The sequence below is a fragment of the Endozoicomonas sp. SESOKO1 genome, assembly GCF_024606265.1.
Taxonomy (GTDB): domain Bacteria; phylum Pseudomonadota; class Gammaproteobacteria; order Pseudomonadales; family Endozoicomonadaceae; genus Endozoicomonas.
In genome coordinates this window covers 1-17,950 of sequence record NZ_JAHHPP010000201.1, presented here as the reverse complement: position 1 = coordinate 17,950, position 17,950 = coordinate 1, and the positions used below count along the sequence as shown (strand labels likewise).

The 17,950-nt window shown below is 47.5% G+C and carries 14 protein-coding genes; 2 read left to right on the top strand and 12 right to left on the bottom strand.

What is annotated here, in order from left to right:
- Positions 1-135: 135 nt before the first annotated feature.
- The 3 genes from KDK13_RS09535 to KDK13_RS09525 all read right to left on the bottom strand — a co-directional run bounded on the left by KDK13_RS09535 (position 136) and on the right by KDK13_RS09525 (position 4,494).
- Positions 136-1,179, bottom strand: a complete 1,044-nt coding sequence (locus tag KDK13_RS09535; RefSeq protein WP_257284745.1) for a hypothetical protein — start codon at positions 1,177-1,179, stop codon at positions 136-138.
- Between the two features lie 152 nt (positions 1,180-1,331).
- Positions 1,332-1,814 carry a hypothetical protein gene (locus KDK13_RS09530; RefSeq protein ID WP_257284744.1) on the bottom strand — a complete coding sequence of 161 codons (483 nt, stop codon included), beginning with the start codon at positions 1,812-1,814 and terminating at the stop codon, positions 1,332-1,334.
- Positions 1,815-1,887: 73 nt separating this feature from the next.
- The gene (locus tag KDK13_RS09525; RefSeq protein WP_257284743.1) at positions 1,888-4,494 is read right to left on the bottom strand and encodes a hypothetical protein; all 2,607 of its coding nucleotides are present in this window, start codon (positions 4,492-4,494) and stop codon (positions 1,888-1,890) included.
- Between the two features lie 880 nt (positions 4,495-5,374).
- Between KDK13_RS09525 and KDK13_RS09520 the strand changes: the two genes are divergently transcribed.
- Positions 5,375-6,352, top strand: coding sequence for an NAD(P)/FAD-dependent oxidoreductase (locus KDK13_RS09520; protein ID WP_257284742.1), 978 nt, complete (start codon positions 5,375-5,377; stop codon positions 6,350-6,352).
- Between the two features lie 174 nt (positions 6,353-6,526).
- On the opposite strand, the gene KDK13_RS09515 is transcribed toward KDK13_RS09520, so the two are convergent.
- The 5 genes from KDK13_RS09515 to KDK13_RS09495 form a co-directional block, all read right to left on the bottom strand.
- Entirely contained in the window at positions 6,527-8,245 is a 1,719-nt protein-coding gene (locus KDK13_RS09515; RefSeq protein WP_257284741.1) for a hypothetical protein, read from the bottom strand.
- A gap of 464 nt (positions 8,246-8,709) precedes the next feature.
- On the bottom strand, positions 8,710-9,939 hold the full coding sequence (locus tag KDK13_RS09510; protein WP_257284740.1) for a cell wall metabolism sensor histidine kinase WalK: 1,230 nt from the start codon (positions 9,937-9,939) through the stop codon (positions 8,710-8,712).
- A complete protein-coding gene (locus tag KDK13_RS09505; RefSeq protein WP_257284739.1) occupies positions 9,936-10,637 on the bottom strand; it encodes a response regulator transcription factor in 702 nt (233 codons plus the stop codon). Before KDK13_RS09505 ends, KDK13_RS09510 begins: the two co-directional genes overlap by 4 nt.
- Positions 10,638-10,666: 29 nt before the next feature.
- Positions 10,667-10,936, bottom strand: coding sequence for a hypothetical protein (locus KDK13_RS09500; RefSeq protein ID WP_257284738.1), 270 nt, complete (start codon positions 10,934-10,936; stop codon positions 10,667-10,669).
- Positions 10,937-10,971: 35 nt separating this feature from the next.
- The gene (locus KDK13_RS09495) at positions 10,972-11,514 is read right to left on the bottom strand and encodes a PepSY domain-containing protein (protein ID WP_257284737.1); all 543 of its coding nucleotides are present in this window, start codon (positions 11,512-11,514) and stop codon (positions 10,972-10,974) included.
- Positions 11,515-12,052: 538 nt separating this feature from the next.
- Between KDK13_RS09495 and KDK13_RS09490 the strand changes: the two genes are divergently transcribed.
- The gene (locus KDK13_RS09490) at positions 12,053-12,781 is read left to right on the top strand and encodes a hypothetical protein (protein WP_257284736.1); all 729 of its coding nucleotides are present in this window, start codon (positions 12,053-12,055) and stop codon (positions 12,779-12,781) included.
- A 142-nt stretch (positions 12,782-12,923) separates the two neighbouring features.
- On the opposite strand, the gene KDK13_RS09485 is transcribed toward KDK13_RS09490, so the two are convergent.
- From KDK13_RS09485 to KDK13_RS09470, 4 genes are all read right to left on the bottom strand, one after another.
- The gene (locus KDK13_RS09485; RefSeq protein ID WP_257284735.1) at positions 12,924-14,714 is read right to left on the bottom strand and encodes a BatD family protein; all 1,791 of its coding nucleotides are present in this window, start codon (positions 14,712-14,714) and stop codon (positions 12,924-12,926) included.
- Entirely contained in the window at positions 14,708-16,648 is a 1,941-nt protein-coding gene (locus tag KDK13_RS09480; RefSeq protein WP_257284734.1) for a VWA domain-containing protein, read from the bottom strand. The genes KDK13_RS09485 and KDK13_RS09480 overlap by 7 nt, the downstream gene beginning before the upstream one ends.
- Positions 16,641-17,678: a VWA domain-containing protein gene (locus KDK13_RS09475; protein WP_257284733.1), complete on the bottom strand. Its 1,038-nt coding sequence runs from the start codon at positions 17,676-17,678 to the stop codon at positions 16,641-16,643. The genes KDK13_RS09480 and KDK13_RS09475 overlap by 8 nt, the downstream gene beginning before the upstream one ends.
- The coding region (locus KDK13_RS09470) for a DUF4381 domain-containing protein (protein ID WP_257284732.1) at positions 17,671-17,950 on the bottom strand (280 nt) is incomplete at its 5' end. The genes KDK13_RS09475 and KDK13_RS09470, both read right to left, overlap by 8 nt.

Below are 17,950 nucleotides of genomic sequence, written 5' to 3'. Positions count from 1 at the left end.
GAAAATGCCTGAGGTGATATGCCTCGTTCAGAGCAATTACGAAAGCTGCCTGAAGCTGTATTTATTTGGGCAGAGTACGGGGGAATATCCATTTAGCTGTTGAATTAATGAATTCCAGAATATGACCACTTCTTGTTATAAAAGTTCATCCGGTTTTCCTGTTGAATTGGCTGACAGGAGACATTGTTCTCTCGCCATTGAAGCTGTCTTTGAAACGTCTTTCTGGCGGTTCCTTTCAATCTCTGCGAAATCGCGATTATTCAGGTAGTGCCGCCTATTGTACTCTCTGCGGCGCTCTACGAAATCAGGGGCATTCTGGTAGCGCACCCTTGCGCGCTCCCTTTCACGCTGTGCGTAAGCGGGATTTTGGCGAAGTTTCCTTTGGTACTCCCTTTTTTGTTCCTTTATGCGCTTTGCCAAATCAGGGTCATTCTGGGAGCGCTCCCTTAATCGTTCCCTTTCGCGTATCCTCAGGCGCTCTACGTAGACGGGATTCTGGCGGCGTTTTCTTTGGCGTTCCCTATGGCGCTCCACGTAAGCGGGGTCTTTGCGAAGCTCCCTTTGGCGCTCCCTTTCGCGTATCCTTTGGCGCTCTGCGTAAGCGGGGTTCTGGCGAAGTTTCCTGTTGCGCTCCCTTTTACGCTCTGCGTAAGCGGGATTTTTGCTAAGCTCTCTTCGGCATTTCCCCTGACGTTCCCTCCTGCACTCAGCTATTGAAGAGTTATTATCAACAAATTTTTCTGCCTGGGGCGTTGCCTTATCACTTGTCGTTTGGCTCAGGCTCAGCGGGTTAACGACAGCAACTGGTCGTAATTTTTGTGGGGCAGTGGGTACTGACTGATAATCCCGGCTCGAATCACTTGCTGGTGTTGGCTCAACCCCGGACTCGTTACCCGATGTCCATACCTGCTGGACAAAGGGGAAGCCTGAAACTAATGGCCACCTGTCATTAACAGGTTCGTTATCAAAATTACAGGGTACATATTCATCAAGAACTGATTGTGGTATGTCAGGAAGATTCGTTTTGAAAAGAAATGCTGGATCAGCAAGTATCAGTGATTCAATGTTATATTCATCCAGTGAATTGAAAGAGTCAGCGTTGTTTTGGTTTATGATTGATTGACTATGATAAACCGGATGTTGAGTGTCCAGCACCTGAACAGATATGCCCTGATACATCGGTTGTTGTTCGGTGATACAGCATCGATACGTCTGTTTTATTAAATCTGAATATCCGGAATCGAGGTCCGAATTAGCAAGGCTGAGTGATGGTAAGTTATTGGAGAGATTCATTGAATTGGCGAATTATTGAATTCAATTTCCTAAGACCACTATTTCTGATAAAAGTTCCTCCCATACACAACACAATTACGATGCTTTCTCTGGTGCTGCATTTGCCGCTCCCTCCGGTGCTCTCTCTTACGCCTGGCGACATCTGGATTTTCCTGGTAGCGCTTATTTTGGTACGCTCTTCGCTGCTCCAGGTAATCGGGATCTTTGCGAAGCTTCCTTTGGCGCTGTCTCTGGCGCTCTCTTTCGCGCTCTGCGTAAGCCTGATCATTGTAGTAACGCTTCTTCCGTCGTTCGTAATAGCTTTCTATCTTGTGCTCAACTGCGGAAGAGTTATCCTCAGCAATGTCGTCTCCCGGGAGCGTTTGGTTATTACTTGTAGCCTGGTTCGGGTTTGGCGGGTTAACGACCGCAACTGGTCGTAATTCTTGTTCAAAAACAGATTGTGATATATCAGAAATATCAATCCCGAAAGGGAAAGCCTGATCGGCAGGTGTCAGAGGCTCAATATTATATTCATGCAATAAATCAAAAGAGTCGATGTTATTTTCATTTATATCATTTTTTCTAATCCGCTTTGCCTGGGCTATGTTTTGTTCAGTCGTCCCGGCCTTCTGATCCCAGCTGTGTTTTAAGTTCTGTAAAACCTTTAATGACTTGCTCTAGCTGCTGTTCGGCAGAGTTGCGCATATCACAGACTGAGTCATCCACTTTCCAGTTACTTTCTGATTTTTCCAGCAGTGCCCGATAAACAGCGTTTTTTGTTTTTTTCTCCTGATTGCCTGCGATATCACTGGTTTGCCCATCAGCGACATCTTTTGTTTTGAGCATTTGAAAAAGCTGCTTTCTTGTTGCTAAAAGATCAGACATATCCGGCACCGGTTGTAGATCTTCCAGGTACTGCTTAATCTCGTTCATTTCTTCAATGATAAAAGCTACCCGTTGTTGAAGGTGATACATGTGCAGGTCACTTTCTCCATTGACCGGATCAACCATCATGTCCTGGGTCAGTTGATGGGCGGCATCCCTGGCCCGATTAAGGGCTGACTCGTACAGGGATGCACTGGCGAATGCACGTTTGATCAGGGCTTGAACCTGCTCTGGGTCCGATAATCTTGTCAGGAAATCAATGCTACTTATGCTGACTGGCTGATTCGGGTCTCTATCGTAAAGCCATTTAGCGTCATACTGTCCTGCTCGTTGAGCTGCCTCCTCAAGGGCATCGGCGCAGAAGGTTTTCATTTTGTCGAATCGCCGGACAAAGAGTGCGGCCCGGTTAAATTTATCTGTACACTGATTGCACAGGGTGTAGGCAATATCCCCAAAAACCCAAACTGCCAGTACTTGTGATCGTCGAATCTCAGGAAATTCACAGTTGATTGTTTTTAGTTCATCTGGATAGTTTTTACCGTACTCAAGCTTTTTGCCAAACAGTTGCAGTCGCTTACTCATGTCTTTAATCAGCTTTGCATGATCTGATTCTGGCTCTTCGATCTCCTGTGGTTCATGTTTTACCCTGGTGATTTCCCCTTGAAGCTGATTTTTTCTTTTTTCCCTTGTTGCCTGTTTCTGTTTTGAATGCTCCCTTTTTTCCTTGTTTGCCCGTAATATGTCGTGGTTATTTTTTTTCTCACTTTCAATTTCATTCACGTAATCCTGACGTGCTTTCTCAATTTCAGTCAATCGATGTTTACAGGCTTTATGCAGTGTTTTAATACAATCTCCCAGATTCTGTGACTCAGCATGAACGAGGTTGGGTTTTAAAATGAGCTTTTGATGAATATTATTCAATATTGAACAACAGTCATAAAGTTGTCGGACAAATTGATCATGGGTCGATATATCATTCGGGTAATTGTTTGTCAGTGTCTTTAATAAATTATTAGTGATCTCTGAAGTAACTCTGGCGAATCGAATAGTGAATATTGGTTTGCTGTCAGCCAGTGCTGTTAAAAACATCCCATGATCAGATAGTGTTTTAAAGAGGCTCATGGTGGTGTTTAAGAGCTCTGGGTGCTGTAGTGACTTTACCAGAATTGTCAGGATGGTATTTTTCAGCCGTACCAAAGAGTGATGCCAGAGTTTTTTGATGTTGCCGGTCACTTGTGCTTCCTGCAGTGACAGTAAACGCTGGAGTGGGCCGCATTGCAACAGGAGGCACAATGACTCCGTAACTGTTATGTATTCATCAGGAAATTCCGAAGAGCAGTCGGATAGTGCTTTAATGCTATCAAGAAGACTATCCAGTGAGATGGCGAGGATCTCGGTAATATCCGGTGTATCCTCCTCACCTAATTTAATCATTTTATAAACAAGATCACAGCTGAATTGTACGTGCCACAGTATGCACTGTCTGGAAAAAGTTTCTGGCAGGTTAACAGGCGTATTTCCATTTACGCGCTGGTTCAGCTTGATGGTCAGGATTTTTGCCAATGCAGAGATTGTCTTTACCGTCTCTATCAGTTGACTGTCATTGGCTTCGTCAATGGCTTTTTCTTCTTCTTCACTGAACTCAAAATAATTTCCTTTATGTATTATTGACTGCTGATTGAATAAACGTGAACGACAGTAAATTGTTTCTACGGGCCTGATGAATGGGGCTTCCAGGGTGAAAATTTTCTGATCGAAATAGGGGTAATAATGCATAATGCTAAAGTCCAGATTCCATAGGTCATCTGTCGCAAACCTTTCTACGCATTCTCTTGCCTCTTTGGTTTTGGCCCTTTCTTTCATCGTGCTGATCTCTTCAGCAGAAGCCTTATAAGATGCCAAATGAGCGGCCAGACTTTTTCTTATTTTCTCCCTCTCTGTGAATTTAACCGGGTCTAATGAGGCTGCTGCCTGGCTTAGTTGAACACTACGAGGGTGAATGCTGGCCTGGGTTGTTGGCTTGCTCAAAAGAATATCAGCAGACGGTAGCTTTCTTAATTTATTCAGAGGAGGCAGTTTCACCATGCTGTTACTTTCCTTGAGCCGGTTTTGCAATATCCTGTGCTGTTTTTTTAACTCACTTCTTGAAAGCTTTATCCTGCTACCTTTTTCATCAAAACTATCACAGGTGCGAATTTTCTGATGAAAATCGAAGCAGTCGAAGTAAAGCAGTTTGAGTGCATGGGGCGTCTTTCTGGCAGCCCCCGGGTGCCTGAGTTGAAGTACTTGTTGTACTGAAATAGACGTCCCGGGACTGTCTGTCATATCTGCCATATCTGCAATATCTGCAATAAAAGCTAAGGCAGGCGATGGTGATAATCCACCATAAGCCCCGTTTGCTTTCGGATATTGAACTGGTAAATACTGAACAGCCTGTTGTTTTTCTTCAGTATGATGTGCTGTATTTTCCGGGCATTGGACGTCTTTCGGAATAAACTCAGTTGCTTCTGGATCAAGATTGATCTTTTTCGCTATTACTTTTTCTGTATCTGATTTCGCTATGGTTGTGGCAGGCTTGACAGCCTTGTGTCCAAATCCCGGGTGTAGAGTCTCCTCATGAGAAATGAACTCAACCGGGCAGCAAGGTGGCCAACACGGTAGGTGATCAACAGGCATTGGTACGCAAGGGTTATAAGGATCGAAGTCATTGGGAGGGGCAGGTTGATTTCCGGAACATACAGTAGCAACCGCCAGGCCGGTCATTTGGGCTGTCGCCAGAAACTGGCCGGGAACGGTTGAAACGGGTACGATGCCCCTCGAGGAAATATCTGTATTGAGGAAAGGATGAGGGTTGGTGCAGCTGGCTATCAATGGGCTGCCATTTAACGGGACCGGGTTGTGCCCACAGCCTCTTTTGGCATGAGGAGCAACAGGCAGCTTTTGGGGTTCTCTTTCTGGATGGTGTACCTTTTGAATAAGACTTGTAGGCGGGAATGGCATTCTAATGGCTCTCTCAATGAATTTAGAATTAATATGTCCTCATTTTTTTAAATTGCATTATAGGAAGTTTTTCATTTTTGATGCAGCCGGGTTAAGTAAATCATCCTGGAATTTCCAGTTTATGCAGTCTGACCACCCGATAAAAATTGATATTGATAAACATGGAATTAACTGTTTGTCTGGAGAACCGGATGATAAATAACGAGGCACACTCATGAAAGTAGCTATCATTGGGGCCGGACTTTCCGGGATAAAGGCCGCAAGTCTGCTGGCGGATTCAGGGCATGAGGTCACTGTTTTTGAAAAAAGTCGCGGCTTGGGTGGACGATTGGCCAATCGACGGGAAGCCTGGGGTAAGCTTGATATTGGTGCCCAGTACTTTACCGCCAGGGACCCCGGGTTTCAGAAACAGGTAGAGTCCTGGCTGCAAGCGTCTGTAGTAAAGATATGGGAATTCTCACCTTATTGTGTAAAACAGGGAAAATTAACACCTTCTCCGGATGAAACGGTGCGTTATATCGGTTCCCCGTTAATGAATCAGCTGGTTTATTCTCTGGGAACCAACGTTGCCGTTAACTGCCAATGCAAAATCTCGAAGATAGAAAAGAGCCGGAAAGGATGGCGGCTGTTTTCTGCCGATGGTGAGCTTTTTTACGGTTTTGATTGGTTGATTGTCAGCAGTCCTGCCGAGCAAAGCCGTACTTTGCTTGACCGCTGTTCTGACGTGATGGCCGTTGTGCCCGTAACCGTCCATCGACCCTGCTGGGCAGCAGGCCTTGCTACCCGGGGGAAAATTCCAGAGGAAGTGCAGGGCATCTTTGGTGATGAAACGGTCCGCTGGGCTTCACGGTTATCCAGCCGACCCGGTTTTATTAAATCGCCGGATGTCGACGATGTCTGGATGTTGCATTTCTCACCTGAATGGTCTGAACAACAGGGGAGAGAAACAGCAATGGACATTGGCCAGACCGGTTTGCAGTGGCTTCAGGCGTTGATGGATACCGAACTTGAGAAAAGTGCTACCTATCGACATTACTGGCGCTATGCCAATATGAAGCCGGTAACCTTTGATAAACCTTATCTTATGGATGAACATCAGCGGCTTGCTGTTATTGGTGCCTGGTGTGCGGGTGGCAGGGTTGAGGGAGCCTGGTTATCAGCACAGGAGTGTATACAGGATCTCCCGGGTTAACAGTTATCATGGTTGCACTGCCGGTTTGTGATTTACCCATCATCAGGCATGCTGAAATATTCCCTATGGAATCAATAGGGGGGGATCTGTTGGTGGAACACGGAACAGCCTCCTGGTATATCCGGAACCTCTACCTACTCATTTCACCCACTAAAATCTTTTTTTCTTCTTTATTTATGTAGCATCAGGGATGGGATCATTAAACTCCACCAACCATTCAATGCATTTTTGTATCCCGGGTCTTTGGGATAATTCCCTATCATTTAACAGTTTTTTAAAGACAGTACTAATAGCTTGGTCACTCTCTTCATTTTTTTTGTCAGCAAAATTTAAAATTCGTTTAAATCGTAAATGATAATGTCCTTGATCAAAGTATGACATGCTGGGTGGACAGTCAGTTAATGTTTTCCAGAGGTAATGTTCCAGCATTACAGGGTCAAGAACAGCCTGATATTTTTTGTTCAAGGTTTGTGTCCATTGATCTTGATTTGGATGCTCATTCATGGCCTGCGTTAATGCTTTGTTGACCAGTTGCTGGCTCCAGATTCCAGCTTCCAGACATTTGGAAAGTAAGCATTTGATTTTAAAATAGTCACCATGATTTTCTTCCGTTACAACTCTCATCAAGGCTGCCATCAGGACTTGTTTTGTTGCTTCATCGTCTGCTCTCAGTTCAAAGAGGTGATCGATGGTCTTGACCAGATCATAACCCTCAGCGCCTTCCAGTTGATTTTTAAAGAATTGGGAATCCAAAAAGGCACCATACTTTTTCTTCAGTTCCATTTGCCATACAGTATCACCAGCTAAGACAGCCAGCCTTAGGGATTTCTTAATCTCATCCTGATCCAGAATCTTTCCATCCAATAATGCACAAATAGCACTTTTCGTTTTGGAATAGGCAGGTCTGGAAAATGCCCTTTCATTCAAGGCTTTCATTGCCTCAAGCCCTGCCTTCTGAAAACATTCGTTGCCAGCAATCCTGGATAATTGACTGACACCGTAATGTGGATTAACTTGCATCAGTGCCTGTTTCAATATTTCATGTTTGATGTGAAAACTATGTTTTTTTTGAATTTTTTCTGCGTTATGAAAATTGTTTGTCCTGATGTAATACTCAAAACCTTTTTGAATTACTTCTCTATCCGATATTAAATTTTCAAGTAAGAAATCAATAATGACGTCTTTACAGTCCCCTGTTTTATCCAGAATGCTGTTGAAGAAATTGTTGATCACTTCTTTGGTGGCTTCATCATCAGATCTCAATAGTAGTGCCATTTTGATTTTATTGGTTGCATTAGTATGGATGGTCTCCTGAAAAACATTGTATCTGGATGTTAGCAATGCTTTATTAAGAATTGTTTCTAATTGCTCCGCACTTAGCGTGATGCCATAACGATTTTTCATTTGATGCAGGGCAGGAAAATTACTGACGACAGAATATACATCAGAATCATAGACGAAGACTGCCTTATCAAAAAGTTCCTGTATTAATTGAATGTCACAATGATTGTACGAAGCAGAATGTTCTGAAAGAGGAAGGGGCAGGTTGGGATCAGGATCAGGTTTATGCCTTTCTAAGTGCGATGTAAAATTAAGAGAACATGGTAATTGGATAAAATCGTGATCTCGTTTAGCTTTAACGTCGACTTTACACAGTGGACAGGTTATCGGATCATCAATAATGCTTATATCACGTTGAGCTAACTCCCTGGAGTGAGAAGACCAATGATCAAAGCAGCCTTTATGGATTAAATGCTTGCATTCAGGGAAGCCAACAATGCTCCATGCAGGATTTCTATTTCTGGTGTTGGAATAGTCAAACCGGTTAAGACAAGTAGAACAAGATCCTTCGTAAACTCTTTGGCTGAAATCATGAGAGTAGGATGTAAGCATTTCAGACACCTTTAATAAAGTACTTAAGTGATTCGGTTAAATTCTTTTTGGAATTAGGTAAGCATTTTTCTATAAAAACCACCGTCCTTCCAACAAACTGATATATCCTGTTGATGCCGGGCTGAAGCAGGATATTTAAGTAGAGGGAATTAATCTTATTTACGATATACTCCCGCCGTGATCAAAGAAGGTTTACGTTAATTAACAACTGAAAAGAAAAGCTGTTTACAAACATTCTGAAACAGTTGGTTAATTACTTGGCTATAGTAAGCTGCGCGTTTCTCGAACAGCTTACTGACAGTTGAGACAAATTTTTCAATAACAAGTTCAATTTTTGTTCTGAATAGCAACGCAGTCACTGGCAAGTGCTGCCCATTCGCGGTCGTGATAAAAATAGATGAGATGAATGATCTGAAAATCGGGCAGTAATACCAGCCCTTTTTTAACAATCCTGTTTATATAATTTACCCATCAGCCGGTATGGAGACCTTCACACCCAGTCCGGGCATGCAATCACTCAGCGTAATGGAACCATGATGCAGGCCAGCTACGGCTTTAGCCAGCGAGAGTCCCAGCCCCAGGCCCCCATCGGTACGACTTTTATCAACACGATACAGGCGCTCAAATACCCGTTCTTTCTCACCATCAGGAATGCCCGGGCCATTATCTTCAACGGTCAGCCAGGCAATGCCAGCGGGGTTGTCAAGGCCGCAGCCCAGAGTAATTTTGCTGCCTGCCGGGCAGTAACGCAGGGCGTTTTCAATCAGGTTTGCCACTTGCTGAATCAATAGCTCCCGGTCTCCCTGGATGATAATCGGGGCCGCTTCTTTAACAACATACAGCGCCATTTGGGCGTCTTCCGCGACGTCCTGGTAAATCTCTGCCACGGTGTCTACGACCTGAACCAGATCTATACGGGTAAAACGGCTTCTGCGGGCGCCAGACTCAATCTGGGTGATTCGCAGCAATGCATCAAAAATGGAGGTCAGTCGTTGTGAGTCCTCAAGGGCATGATCCAGTTGCCTGAAAAAATCGTCCCCCTGATTGGTGTGAGAGTGTTCTGTTTCATCCCTAAGTGTCAGCAGGTTATGACGCAAGCGGGTAATGGGGGTTTTCAGCTCATGGGCAATATTTGCTGAAATATCCCTCATGGCAGCAATGGAACTTTCCAGCCGTGACAGCATTTCATCAATGGAAACCGATATCCGGGCAAGATCATTGCAGGTGTGCGTTTCACCGGTGCGTGCGGATAAATTGCCTTCCGCAGCGGCAGTTAATACAGCCTCGATCCGTGAAATCCGCTTCTGACTGTGCCGACTTAATGCCACCACAATCACGGTGGTGAAGATTGAAACCAGTATGCCTGCCAGAACAAAACCTGACGTCAGAACGGCCAGAATTTCATCATCTTCAATAGGGTCATCATCAATATCACTGAAGTCCCTGTTTTGCTCCCTCACCAGTTCTCTGGACTCTTTGACAATTTCGCGGTTTTGTTTGCCAAGTTCGTAATCCACATACAAAAAGGTGACAGAAGCCATCAGGAGCAGGCTGATGATCGAGACTACGCCAAACAGTAAGCCCTGTTGAATGGCCGAACTTTTGAGCCATACCGGGAGCAGATCAGGCAGGCGTTTTACCAGTGGCGATAAACGCCGTTGTAGTTCGCGGAAATCGGGAAACGGCAATTTCATGAACTCATACCTGTGGTTGCTTTATGCTCCAGTTTGTAGCCCGCACCCCGGACGGTCTGAATCAGAGTGTCACCAAACGGTTTTTCCAGCTTGTTTCGCAAACGGCTGATGTGGGTTTCTACAACGCTGGTCTGCGGGTCAAAGTGAATATCCCAGACATGTTCAAGTAGCATGGTGCGGGTAATCACCCGTCCCGGATGGCGCAGGAAGAGTTCAAGAATACGAAACTCTTTGGGTTGCAGATCCAGAGCCTGCCCCTGACGCATGGCAGAGTGTTCAAACAGGTTGATGACCACATCACCATAAGCCAGTTCAGGCTTTGTTTCGGTAGATTTGAGAATCTGACGCCTGGACAGTGCCGTGATCCGCGCCAGTAATTCGGAAAATGCAAAAGGCTTGGTCAGGTAGTCATCCCCTCCAGCTTCAAGCCCTTCAACACGGTCATCGACGCCGCCCAGTGAGGTAAGGAACAGGATGGGTGTTGCCACCCGAGCCGCCCGAAGCGCCTTTACCAGCGACAGTCCATCCAGTCCGGGGAGCATTCGGTCAATAACCGCAACCTCATAGTGTTCTGTCATGCACAGTGTCAGGGCGTGCCTGCCATTATCCACCAGCTCAACCTGATGGCCAGCCTCACGAAGCCCTTTTTCAATAAAATGGCTGAGGCTTACATCGTCCTCTACCAGTAGTACCCGCATGATACAGCTCTCATTACTATCGCTGCGGCTCAGGCCGCAACGATGGGGTTGTTGTTGGGATTCTGGTCATTGGCTGGCTCAGTGGCATCATTTTCCCGGTTTTTATGGTGTTGCCACTTGGCAATGATTACCGCTGCCACACCTGCTAATAAGCAGGCACCCAGTGTTACCAGCCCCATGATAAAAAACAGGGAGAACGATACCACGCCGGTCACTTCCTTGAGACCATTTTTGCGTATTTTCATGGCTGTCGATTGAACGCGGGACCACAGAGTGGATTTATTGTCTGATGAGTTCATAGAGTGACTCCTGCATAGTATCGAATAGTCTTGTATCAAGATTTGTTGACAGGCCTGATGGCATCAATCCTGGTTTCAATGTGCTGACCGCGGGCGTTCAACAACTCAATTTCATAGGACAATCTATTGTGGTCATCTTCCATCTGCACGCTCCATACCTTGCCACCAAAATCAGATTCCAGCTGGTGGACTGCCTCTTTCAGGGAAAGGTATTTGCCACTGCTGATGCCCGATAGCCACAGGGCATTTTCCAACTGGTCATCATCGTGGCCGGTGCGCTGTTTGCTGAAAATGACTTCACCGGTTTGCGCATCAATAATGGTTTTAATCTCTTCACCATTTTTATCAGCCAGTTTAATTTCATACACTGCCTGACCCATTTCTACTTCACGCTCTGCCTCAAGCGGTTCTGCACCGGTGTGGTTGCTGGCAATCTCTACCGCCTTAAGCAGCGTCACAGCATCTTCGTTGAGAGAAAATGGGGCATCACCGGCATTGGCTGATCCTGCAGCCATCATTGCGCTCATTCCGATAATGGCAGACAGTGCAGCAGACTTAACGATGTTTGATTTTTTCACAGTAACTTCCTCAGGGTTAACATGACAGGGATACCCCTTGTCGATGTGGCCACTTTACCCGGCAAGATTTTCAGGAAGGTTTCCGGAACTATACATTTTTGTAAGGTTTCGTTTGATTTGATAAAGGGATTAATACCAGTTACATTTTCCAGACATGAATAACAGCAGGTGGATTGCGGCAAAGAGAGGGTCAATAGTCGATTAAGTTGTCTTTAATAACCGGTTTGTTATGGATTCTAATGGTCGAATGCTGTTACAAAAATGGATCAATATAAAAAATGGCCAGAAGACTATCCGAGAATAGACTGCCCTACTGCAGTGGCAGCAAATTGGTCTGCAAACTCTAACATTTTTGTTTGGCTACGGGGACACCCGGAATAGCATTATTCCCGGACAGCCTACTAAAGTGAAAAAATCAATTTGAATTAAAACGTACATTAAGAAGGGGTTCTTTTACTTAAAAGGAGTTAATCATTTTCCCGGAGGTGCCGTGATGGATTGTATTTCAGCGGGCAGATACCAGCTGCCAGAAAGTAACATGACAAACTCGACTTTTCTGGAGGCGGGAAAGAAAACTGCGGAAACCAGCTGCACAATTTTTGGAAAATCGGTGGTTAAACATCTTTGCTTTGGGGGGGATCTGACAACAACAATTTCTGAATCGATTTCTGATTATTCAACAGAAATTGCCGGTGAGTTTCTGGGCGATAGTGGTTATGAGGTGTTGGAAACGGTGGCTGCAAAAATTCATTGCAGACGTTGTCTGCCTCAATCCGTTGCCACGGCACTTGTTAATGTCGGCAGTAAATTGGCCCAGGTCAGCTTTGTCAGTTTTGGCGAATCACTGATTAAAGTGCTGGTTTATTCAGGCAGTTCAGCCACTTCATTGTGTCGTTATTTCGCCACAGAATGCCTGATGAAAGCAGCTGGTGAGTATTTTGCTGAGGCGGGCAATTATGTATTGGAAACCATTGCAAAAAAGCTCTCTGAAAGGGGATGCGTACCAAGATGTATCGAAGGATCGCTAATTGTGGATATTGGCAAAAAGGTCGGGGAAATCTGTTGTTCTGCATTGGGAAAATCATTAGCCGGAGGGGAACCTCTGGATTGCTTCACTTCGGTTACGACGGAGGACTCTGCTATTGGTGAATGTATCATTGAGATAGCAGGTGAACATTTGGGGAGTGTTGGCTACAGGGCAGTCGAGGTAATTACCGATTATGGTTTTGGCAATAATCCTGATGAAGTAAAGGCTCATAGGGATTAAGCCCATTAACTTTACCCGATATCACAGACCACTTGTACCAGAGATGAAGAACAGTAAAACCGCCATTGCCATGAATTAAGAAGCACTCTCACAGCGATTACTCCACTTACCCCGGAGAATGCTCCTATCCACTTCAGTCGGTCTATTCCGGATACAGCTTACCAAGCTGTTGATCTTTTTCCCGGCCGGGCTTTATGCCTCTGAGCTTTTTGCACACCTCCAGCAATAAGGTCAACTGTTCATTAATAGCAGCCCCTTCTGCCTGGGCACCATAGAGGCTGGCTGACAGTTGGTTGCCGATTGAACTCAGTTGATCCGAGCCAAGCTGATCAAGGCAGTCCGTCAATGACGTCAGGTTTTCGTTGTTAATATTGTTGTTAGGACTGTTGTTATGGCTGGTGCTGAGATATATACGACACCAGTTTTTAAGTTCATCCAATGTCAGCCGCACATCGCTCTGCCGGCAGGCTGCTTCCAGTCGGCTGAATGCTTCTGCTTCAGAGGCCTGTTTCCCGGGGTGATAATGACCGCCGGTGTTATTGACTGGTTGATTATCCTTTGCTGCTGAACGTGATTTGAACCGCCAGAGTCCCAGGGTCGCCAGCCATAACAGGGCAAAAATGGCGGTTAAATACTGCCAGATCCTGTCAGGCTCCGTCGGTGCGGCATCGGTAGCCGTGGCTGGTTCCGGACATTCAGCAGGCTTGTCTTCTGGCTGTGTGGTTGGGGAGACCGCTGTTAAGGCATCAGCCAAGGTATCAGCGTTTGGATCTGCAGCTACCTCAATTTCAGTTGCGGGAAGCCCGGCCGTTTTAATCTCGCCACTGTCGGTATCAAACCAGGTGTATTCAATAGGCGGCAGTGTGATTTTTCCGGGGCGTGTTGGAATCATGGCTATGGAGTCAGTTCGTAGCCCCTGAACGCCATTCAAGGTCTCCCGGTCTTCTGTACCCGACTTATCCGGGTAGCTGTTCACTCCCTTTGGCTGGGCCATTAGAATCGGTGGCAGTTGTGCCGCACTGAGACCGTCGGCAGCGACGGTAATGGTTCGGGTAATGGCATCACCCACTGTTAAACTCTCCAGGGGCTGGCTCCATTTTTCCTGAATCGTGACATTTCTTGCCGGTAACCAGGTTGAACCGGGGGGATAGCTTTCAGGTCTGGGCTTTACCTCAATGTTTATCTCCGGGGAGCGGGCCAGTACGGGCTTGCCGCCACTGGAAAAGAAACTGCCGAATGGGTCCCGGGGTTCCACCGCCACACCAGTAAACGTCAGTGATGGTATGACCATTTCACCCACAGACTGTGGATGAATAGAGTACTTCAATTCAAATCCCTGGTAGCGAATACCATCAATGATGGTTTCCAGTTTCCGGGTTTCCCCCAGTTGCTGAATCAGCGCATCGCTGATTTCCATGGCACTCAGCCGGTTATCATCATACAGCTGGATACTGAAGAGAATTTTCAGGGTGAATATCAGCTCCTGCTGTACATAAATGCTTTCACTGCTGACATCGGCTTTCATCAGGATTGGACTGGTATCACCGTTTGGGTCATCGGGTTTCTTATCGCTGACGGTGATGGTCACCGGCTGGGATTGCTTGTCACCCAGAGTGATTTGTGGAATAACCAGCGTTCCCTGCTGTTTGGGAGCCAGGGTCACCACCCAGTCGCGGGTAAACGTCCTTTTGCCATTAATGTTAATGGTCTGGTTCTGTTGCCGGGTACCCAGTATGTCAAAACTCCACTCCAGGGGGTTCAGGTCCGGGGCGTCACTGGAACTTTCATCCGTGCGCAGGGTCAGCTCCAGGGTTTCATGGCTGGCCAAAGACGTTCTGTTAACGCTGGCGGTAAACGCTGCATTGGCGATCATGGAAACCGAAAGACTGATCAATGCGGTCAATATCAAATGAAATGACTTTCGATTTACCATGATGCCTCCTCCGTTCTGTTTTGCTGTTGCGAAGCCCGTTGCTGCTGCAGGAATTTTCTGCGTAATAAACCACCCGGGTCATCCGGAATGGTTCTCAGCCAGCTTTCAATAGCCTGCTGTTCGGGAGAAAGTGGTTGTTCATCCAATTCTTCATCCAATCCCTCATTGAAAGCGCTGGCCGTTGTTTCCGGTGCCTTATCATCGGCTTTTCTGGCTTGTGACCGGGTAGCTTCTGACTGGATAGACTGTTGCGATGGGCTGACGCTGTCCTTTTCTTCAGATTGCGCCTGTTGCTGATCTTGATCTTGGTTCTGATCAACGGATGAGTTGTCCCGGGGCTGTTGTGGCGATGAAGGTTCCTGCACACTGCTGTTTTCACCTGCGTTGTCATTTTCCGGAGAAGGTTTATCCCTGTTGTTTCCGGGTTGGTTATTATCAACCCGGGACTGCTGCTGATTATCATCCCCCTGGCCACTTTCCTGCTGGCTGTTATTCTGCTCCCTGTTGTTTGCCTGGTTTTGCTGAGATTGATCTGACTGCTGCTGTAATAACTGTTCAACCAGGTCACGGTTGAACCGGGCATCTTCCATATCGGGCTGTTGGGATAGCGCCAGATCATAAGCGTCAATGGCTTCCTGAAGTTTGCCTGCCCTGGCCAGTGCATTGCCCCGGTTGTAATCCAATATTGGCTCCATAGCCTGATCATCAGGAAAGCTCAGGGTTGATGCAGACTCATCAAACTGCTGGTTCTGGTAAAGTGCTTCCGCTTTCCAGGCTGGATCATCGAACAGGCTTGCTGCCAGCTCCGGATTACCCTCCTGCAAGGCTTTCTGCCCCTGCTGATCCCGTGTCTGCCACAGGTCATTCCAGCCCAATGCCATGGCATCCTGAGTGACCGGCAGCAGGGAGATCATGATCAGCACCAGCCATCCACGGCGAAAGCCCAGCAGGGCCGCGGGTAATAGCAGCCATACCAGCCAGTAACCGGCGTCATACCACTGGTCAAACTCGCGATCACTTGATGACTGTTCGCTGAATAGTTGATTTATGTCGTTTGTTGGCAGAAGGGCCTGCAGGTCTTCATCTGCAACGGTCATGGTCTGATATCGACCGCCATTGGCCCGGGCCAGTGGCTGCAGGCGGGACTGCTCCAGCTGAGGTACGACAATGGCTCCCTGTCGGTCTTTCAGATAACCGCCATCAGGCAGTGGAATCGGTGCTCCCTGTTCGGTTCCGGTACCAAGAATGGACAAACGGATACCGCTGCCCTGCAACAGGCCCGAAATCTGCTCCGCCTGTGCTTCGGTCATTGAGCCGGTAACCAGCAAAATATTGCCTGACCTGCGGCTGCCCTGGCTCAGCAGCTGTTTTGCCAGGCGTACTGCTGCAACCGGGTTGTTACCCTGTACCGGCATAATGTCGGGACCAAGGGCTTTGGTCAGATTATTCAATGTACGACTATCGTCTGTCAGCGGGGCAACAGTGTGGGCAGATCCGGCATAGGCAACCAGGGCCGAGAGTCCTTCACGGCGCTGGTTGAACAGGTCCTGAAGCTTGAACTGAACCCGGGTCAGGCGGTTGGGGGAAAGATCCGCAGCGTACATGTGGTAGGAGAGGTCAACAGCAACCACCCATGGCTGTTGATTTTTGCTGATGGGCACCGGCTGTTTCTGCCAGGCAGGGCCGGCAAGCGCCAGAGAGGCTATTACCCAGCCAGTAAATACCAGCATGAGCGGCCAGCGGGCCTGTTTCTGCTGCTCCCCTGCCAGCAACCAGGGAAGCAGGGCAGGGGCAATGACCCTGGACCAGCTGCCCCGATCCCGATGTTGTTGCCAGAGCAGGAATATCAGGGTGAGGCAGGGCAGCAGCATGAGCAGCCACAGTGGTCTGAGAAAATGGAATTGATGCAGGAACAAAGAGAAAAATTCAATCATGGTGCGTCTTCCCTTTGTCCGCTTTCCGGTTGCCAGGAGCGGCGGGTAAATTGATATTCATGATTGCCGGAATCAGACTGAGCAGCAGCGCCAGTCCCAGTGGCCAGTAAAACAGGTTCTTGCTGGGGCGAAACAGCTCTTCCTCCTGGGCAACAGGCTCAAGCTGATCCAGCAGCGTATAAATCCTGTTCAGTTCTTCAATATTACGAGCCCGGAAATATTGACCACCTGTCAGGCCAGCCATCTCCTGTAAGGTTTGCTCGTCCAGGTCAGCGGATGGATTAACCCGGCGTGAGCCGAAGAAACTGCGCTCCACCATCTCTTCAGCCCCCAGGCCAATGGCGTAGATCTTGATGCCTTCTTCTCTGGCAATCTGCGCGGCCTGCAATGGTGAGATTTCTCCAGCGGTATTGGCGCCATCGGTCAGTAATATCAGCACCCGGCTGTCTTCAGGGCGTTTACGCAGGTGCTTGACGGCAAGACCCAGGGCATCCCCGATGGCAGTTTTGTTACCCGCCATACCGATGCCTGACTCATTCATCAGTGTCCTGACTGTTTCCCGATCAAAGGTCAGCGGCGTTTGCAGATAAGCCTGGGTACCAAACAGGATAAGTCCAAGCCGGTCACCACGGCGTCGCTCGATAAAGTCATTCATCACCGCTTTGGTGGCGCTTAGCCGATCAACCTGACGACCATTGAGCACCATATCATTCATCTCCATACTGCCGGAGAGGTCAACAGCCATCATCAGGTCCCGGCCACTGTCCTGTAGCTCAACGGGGTCTCCCAGCCAGACCGGTTTGCTGGCAGCCACAAGCAGCAGTAGCCAGATGAAACAGGGCAGAATGAGTCGTTTGCCAGAAGGCGTCTCCTGTTCTGCACTCTGCCCACCCATCATGGACGACAGTTTGCCATAAAAAGGGGTATACAGCGCTGCATCATTACCGCTACTGGCTGGTTTGACCCATCGATAAACCAGCAGAGGTAAGGGCAGGGCAATCAGTATCCAGGGCCATTCAAGCTCAAGCATGGTGTTTCTTTATCCATCGCCGGGTGAGTTCGTACACTTTCTCTGGCATCTCATCGGGAGTGCCGTGGGGGGGCGTCAGCAGTGTCTCGGGGTTATAACGGTCGTTATTGAAGGCGCTGTGGTCGAGGAATTCGGGGATATCGCCGGTATCCGCCAGAAATTGGCTCCAGGAAGCCCCGCTCAGCCCGGCAACCCTGGTTGCAGGAAACGCATGCAAGGCCACCCGTTTTAACAGTTCATTGGATTCATTGGCCAGTTGCCGCAGCGACTGA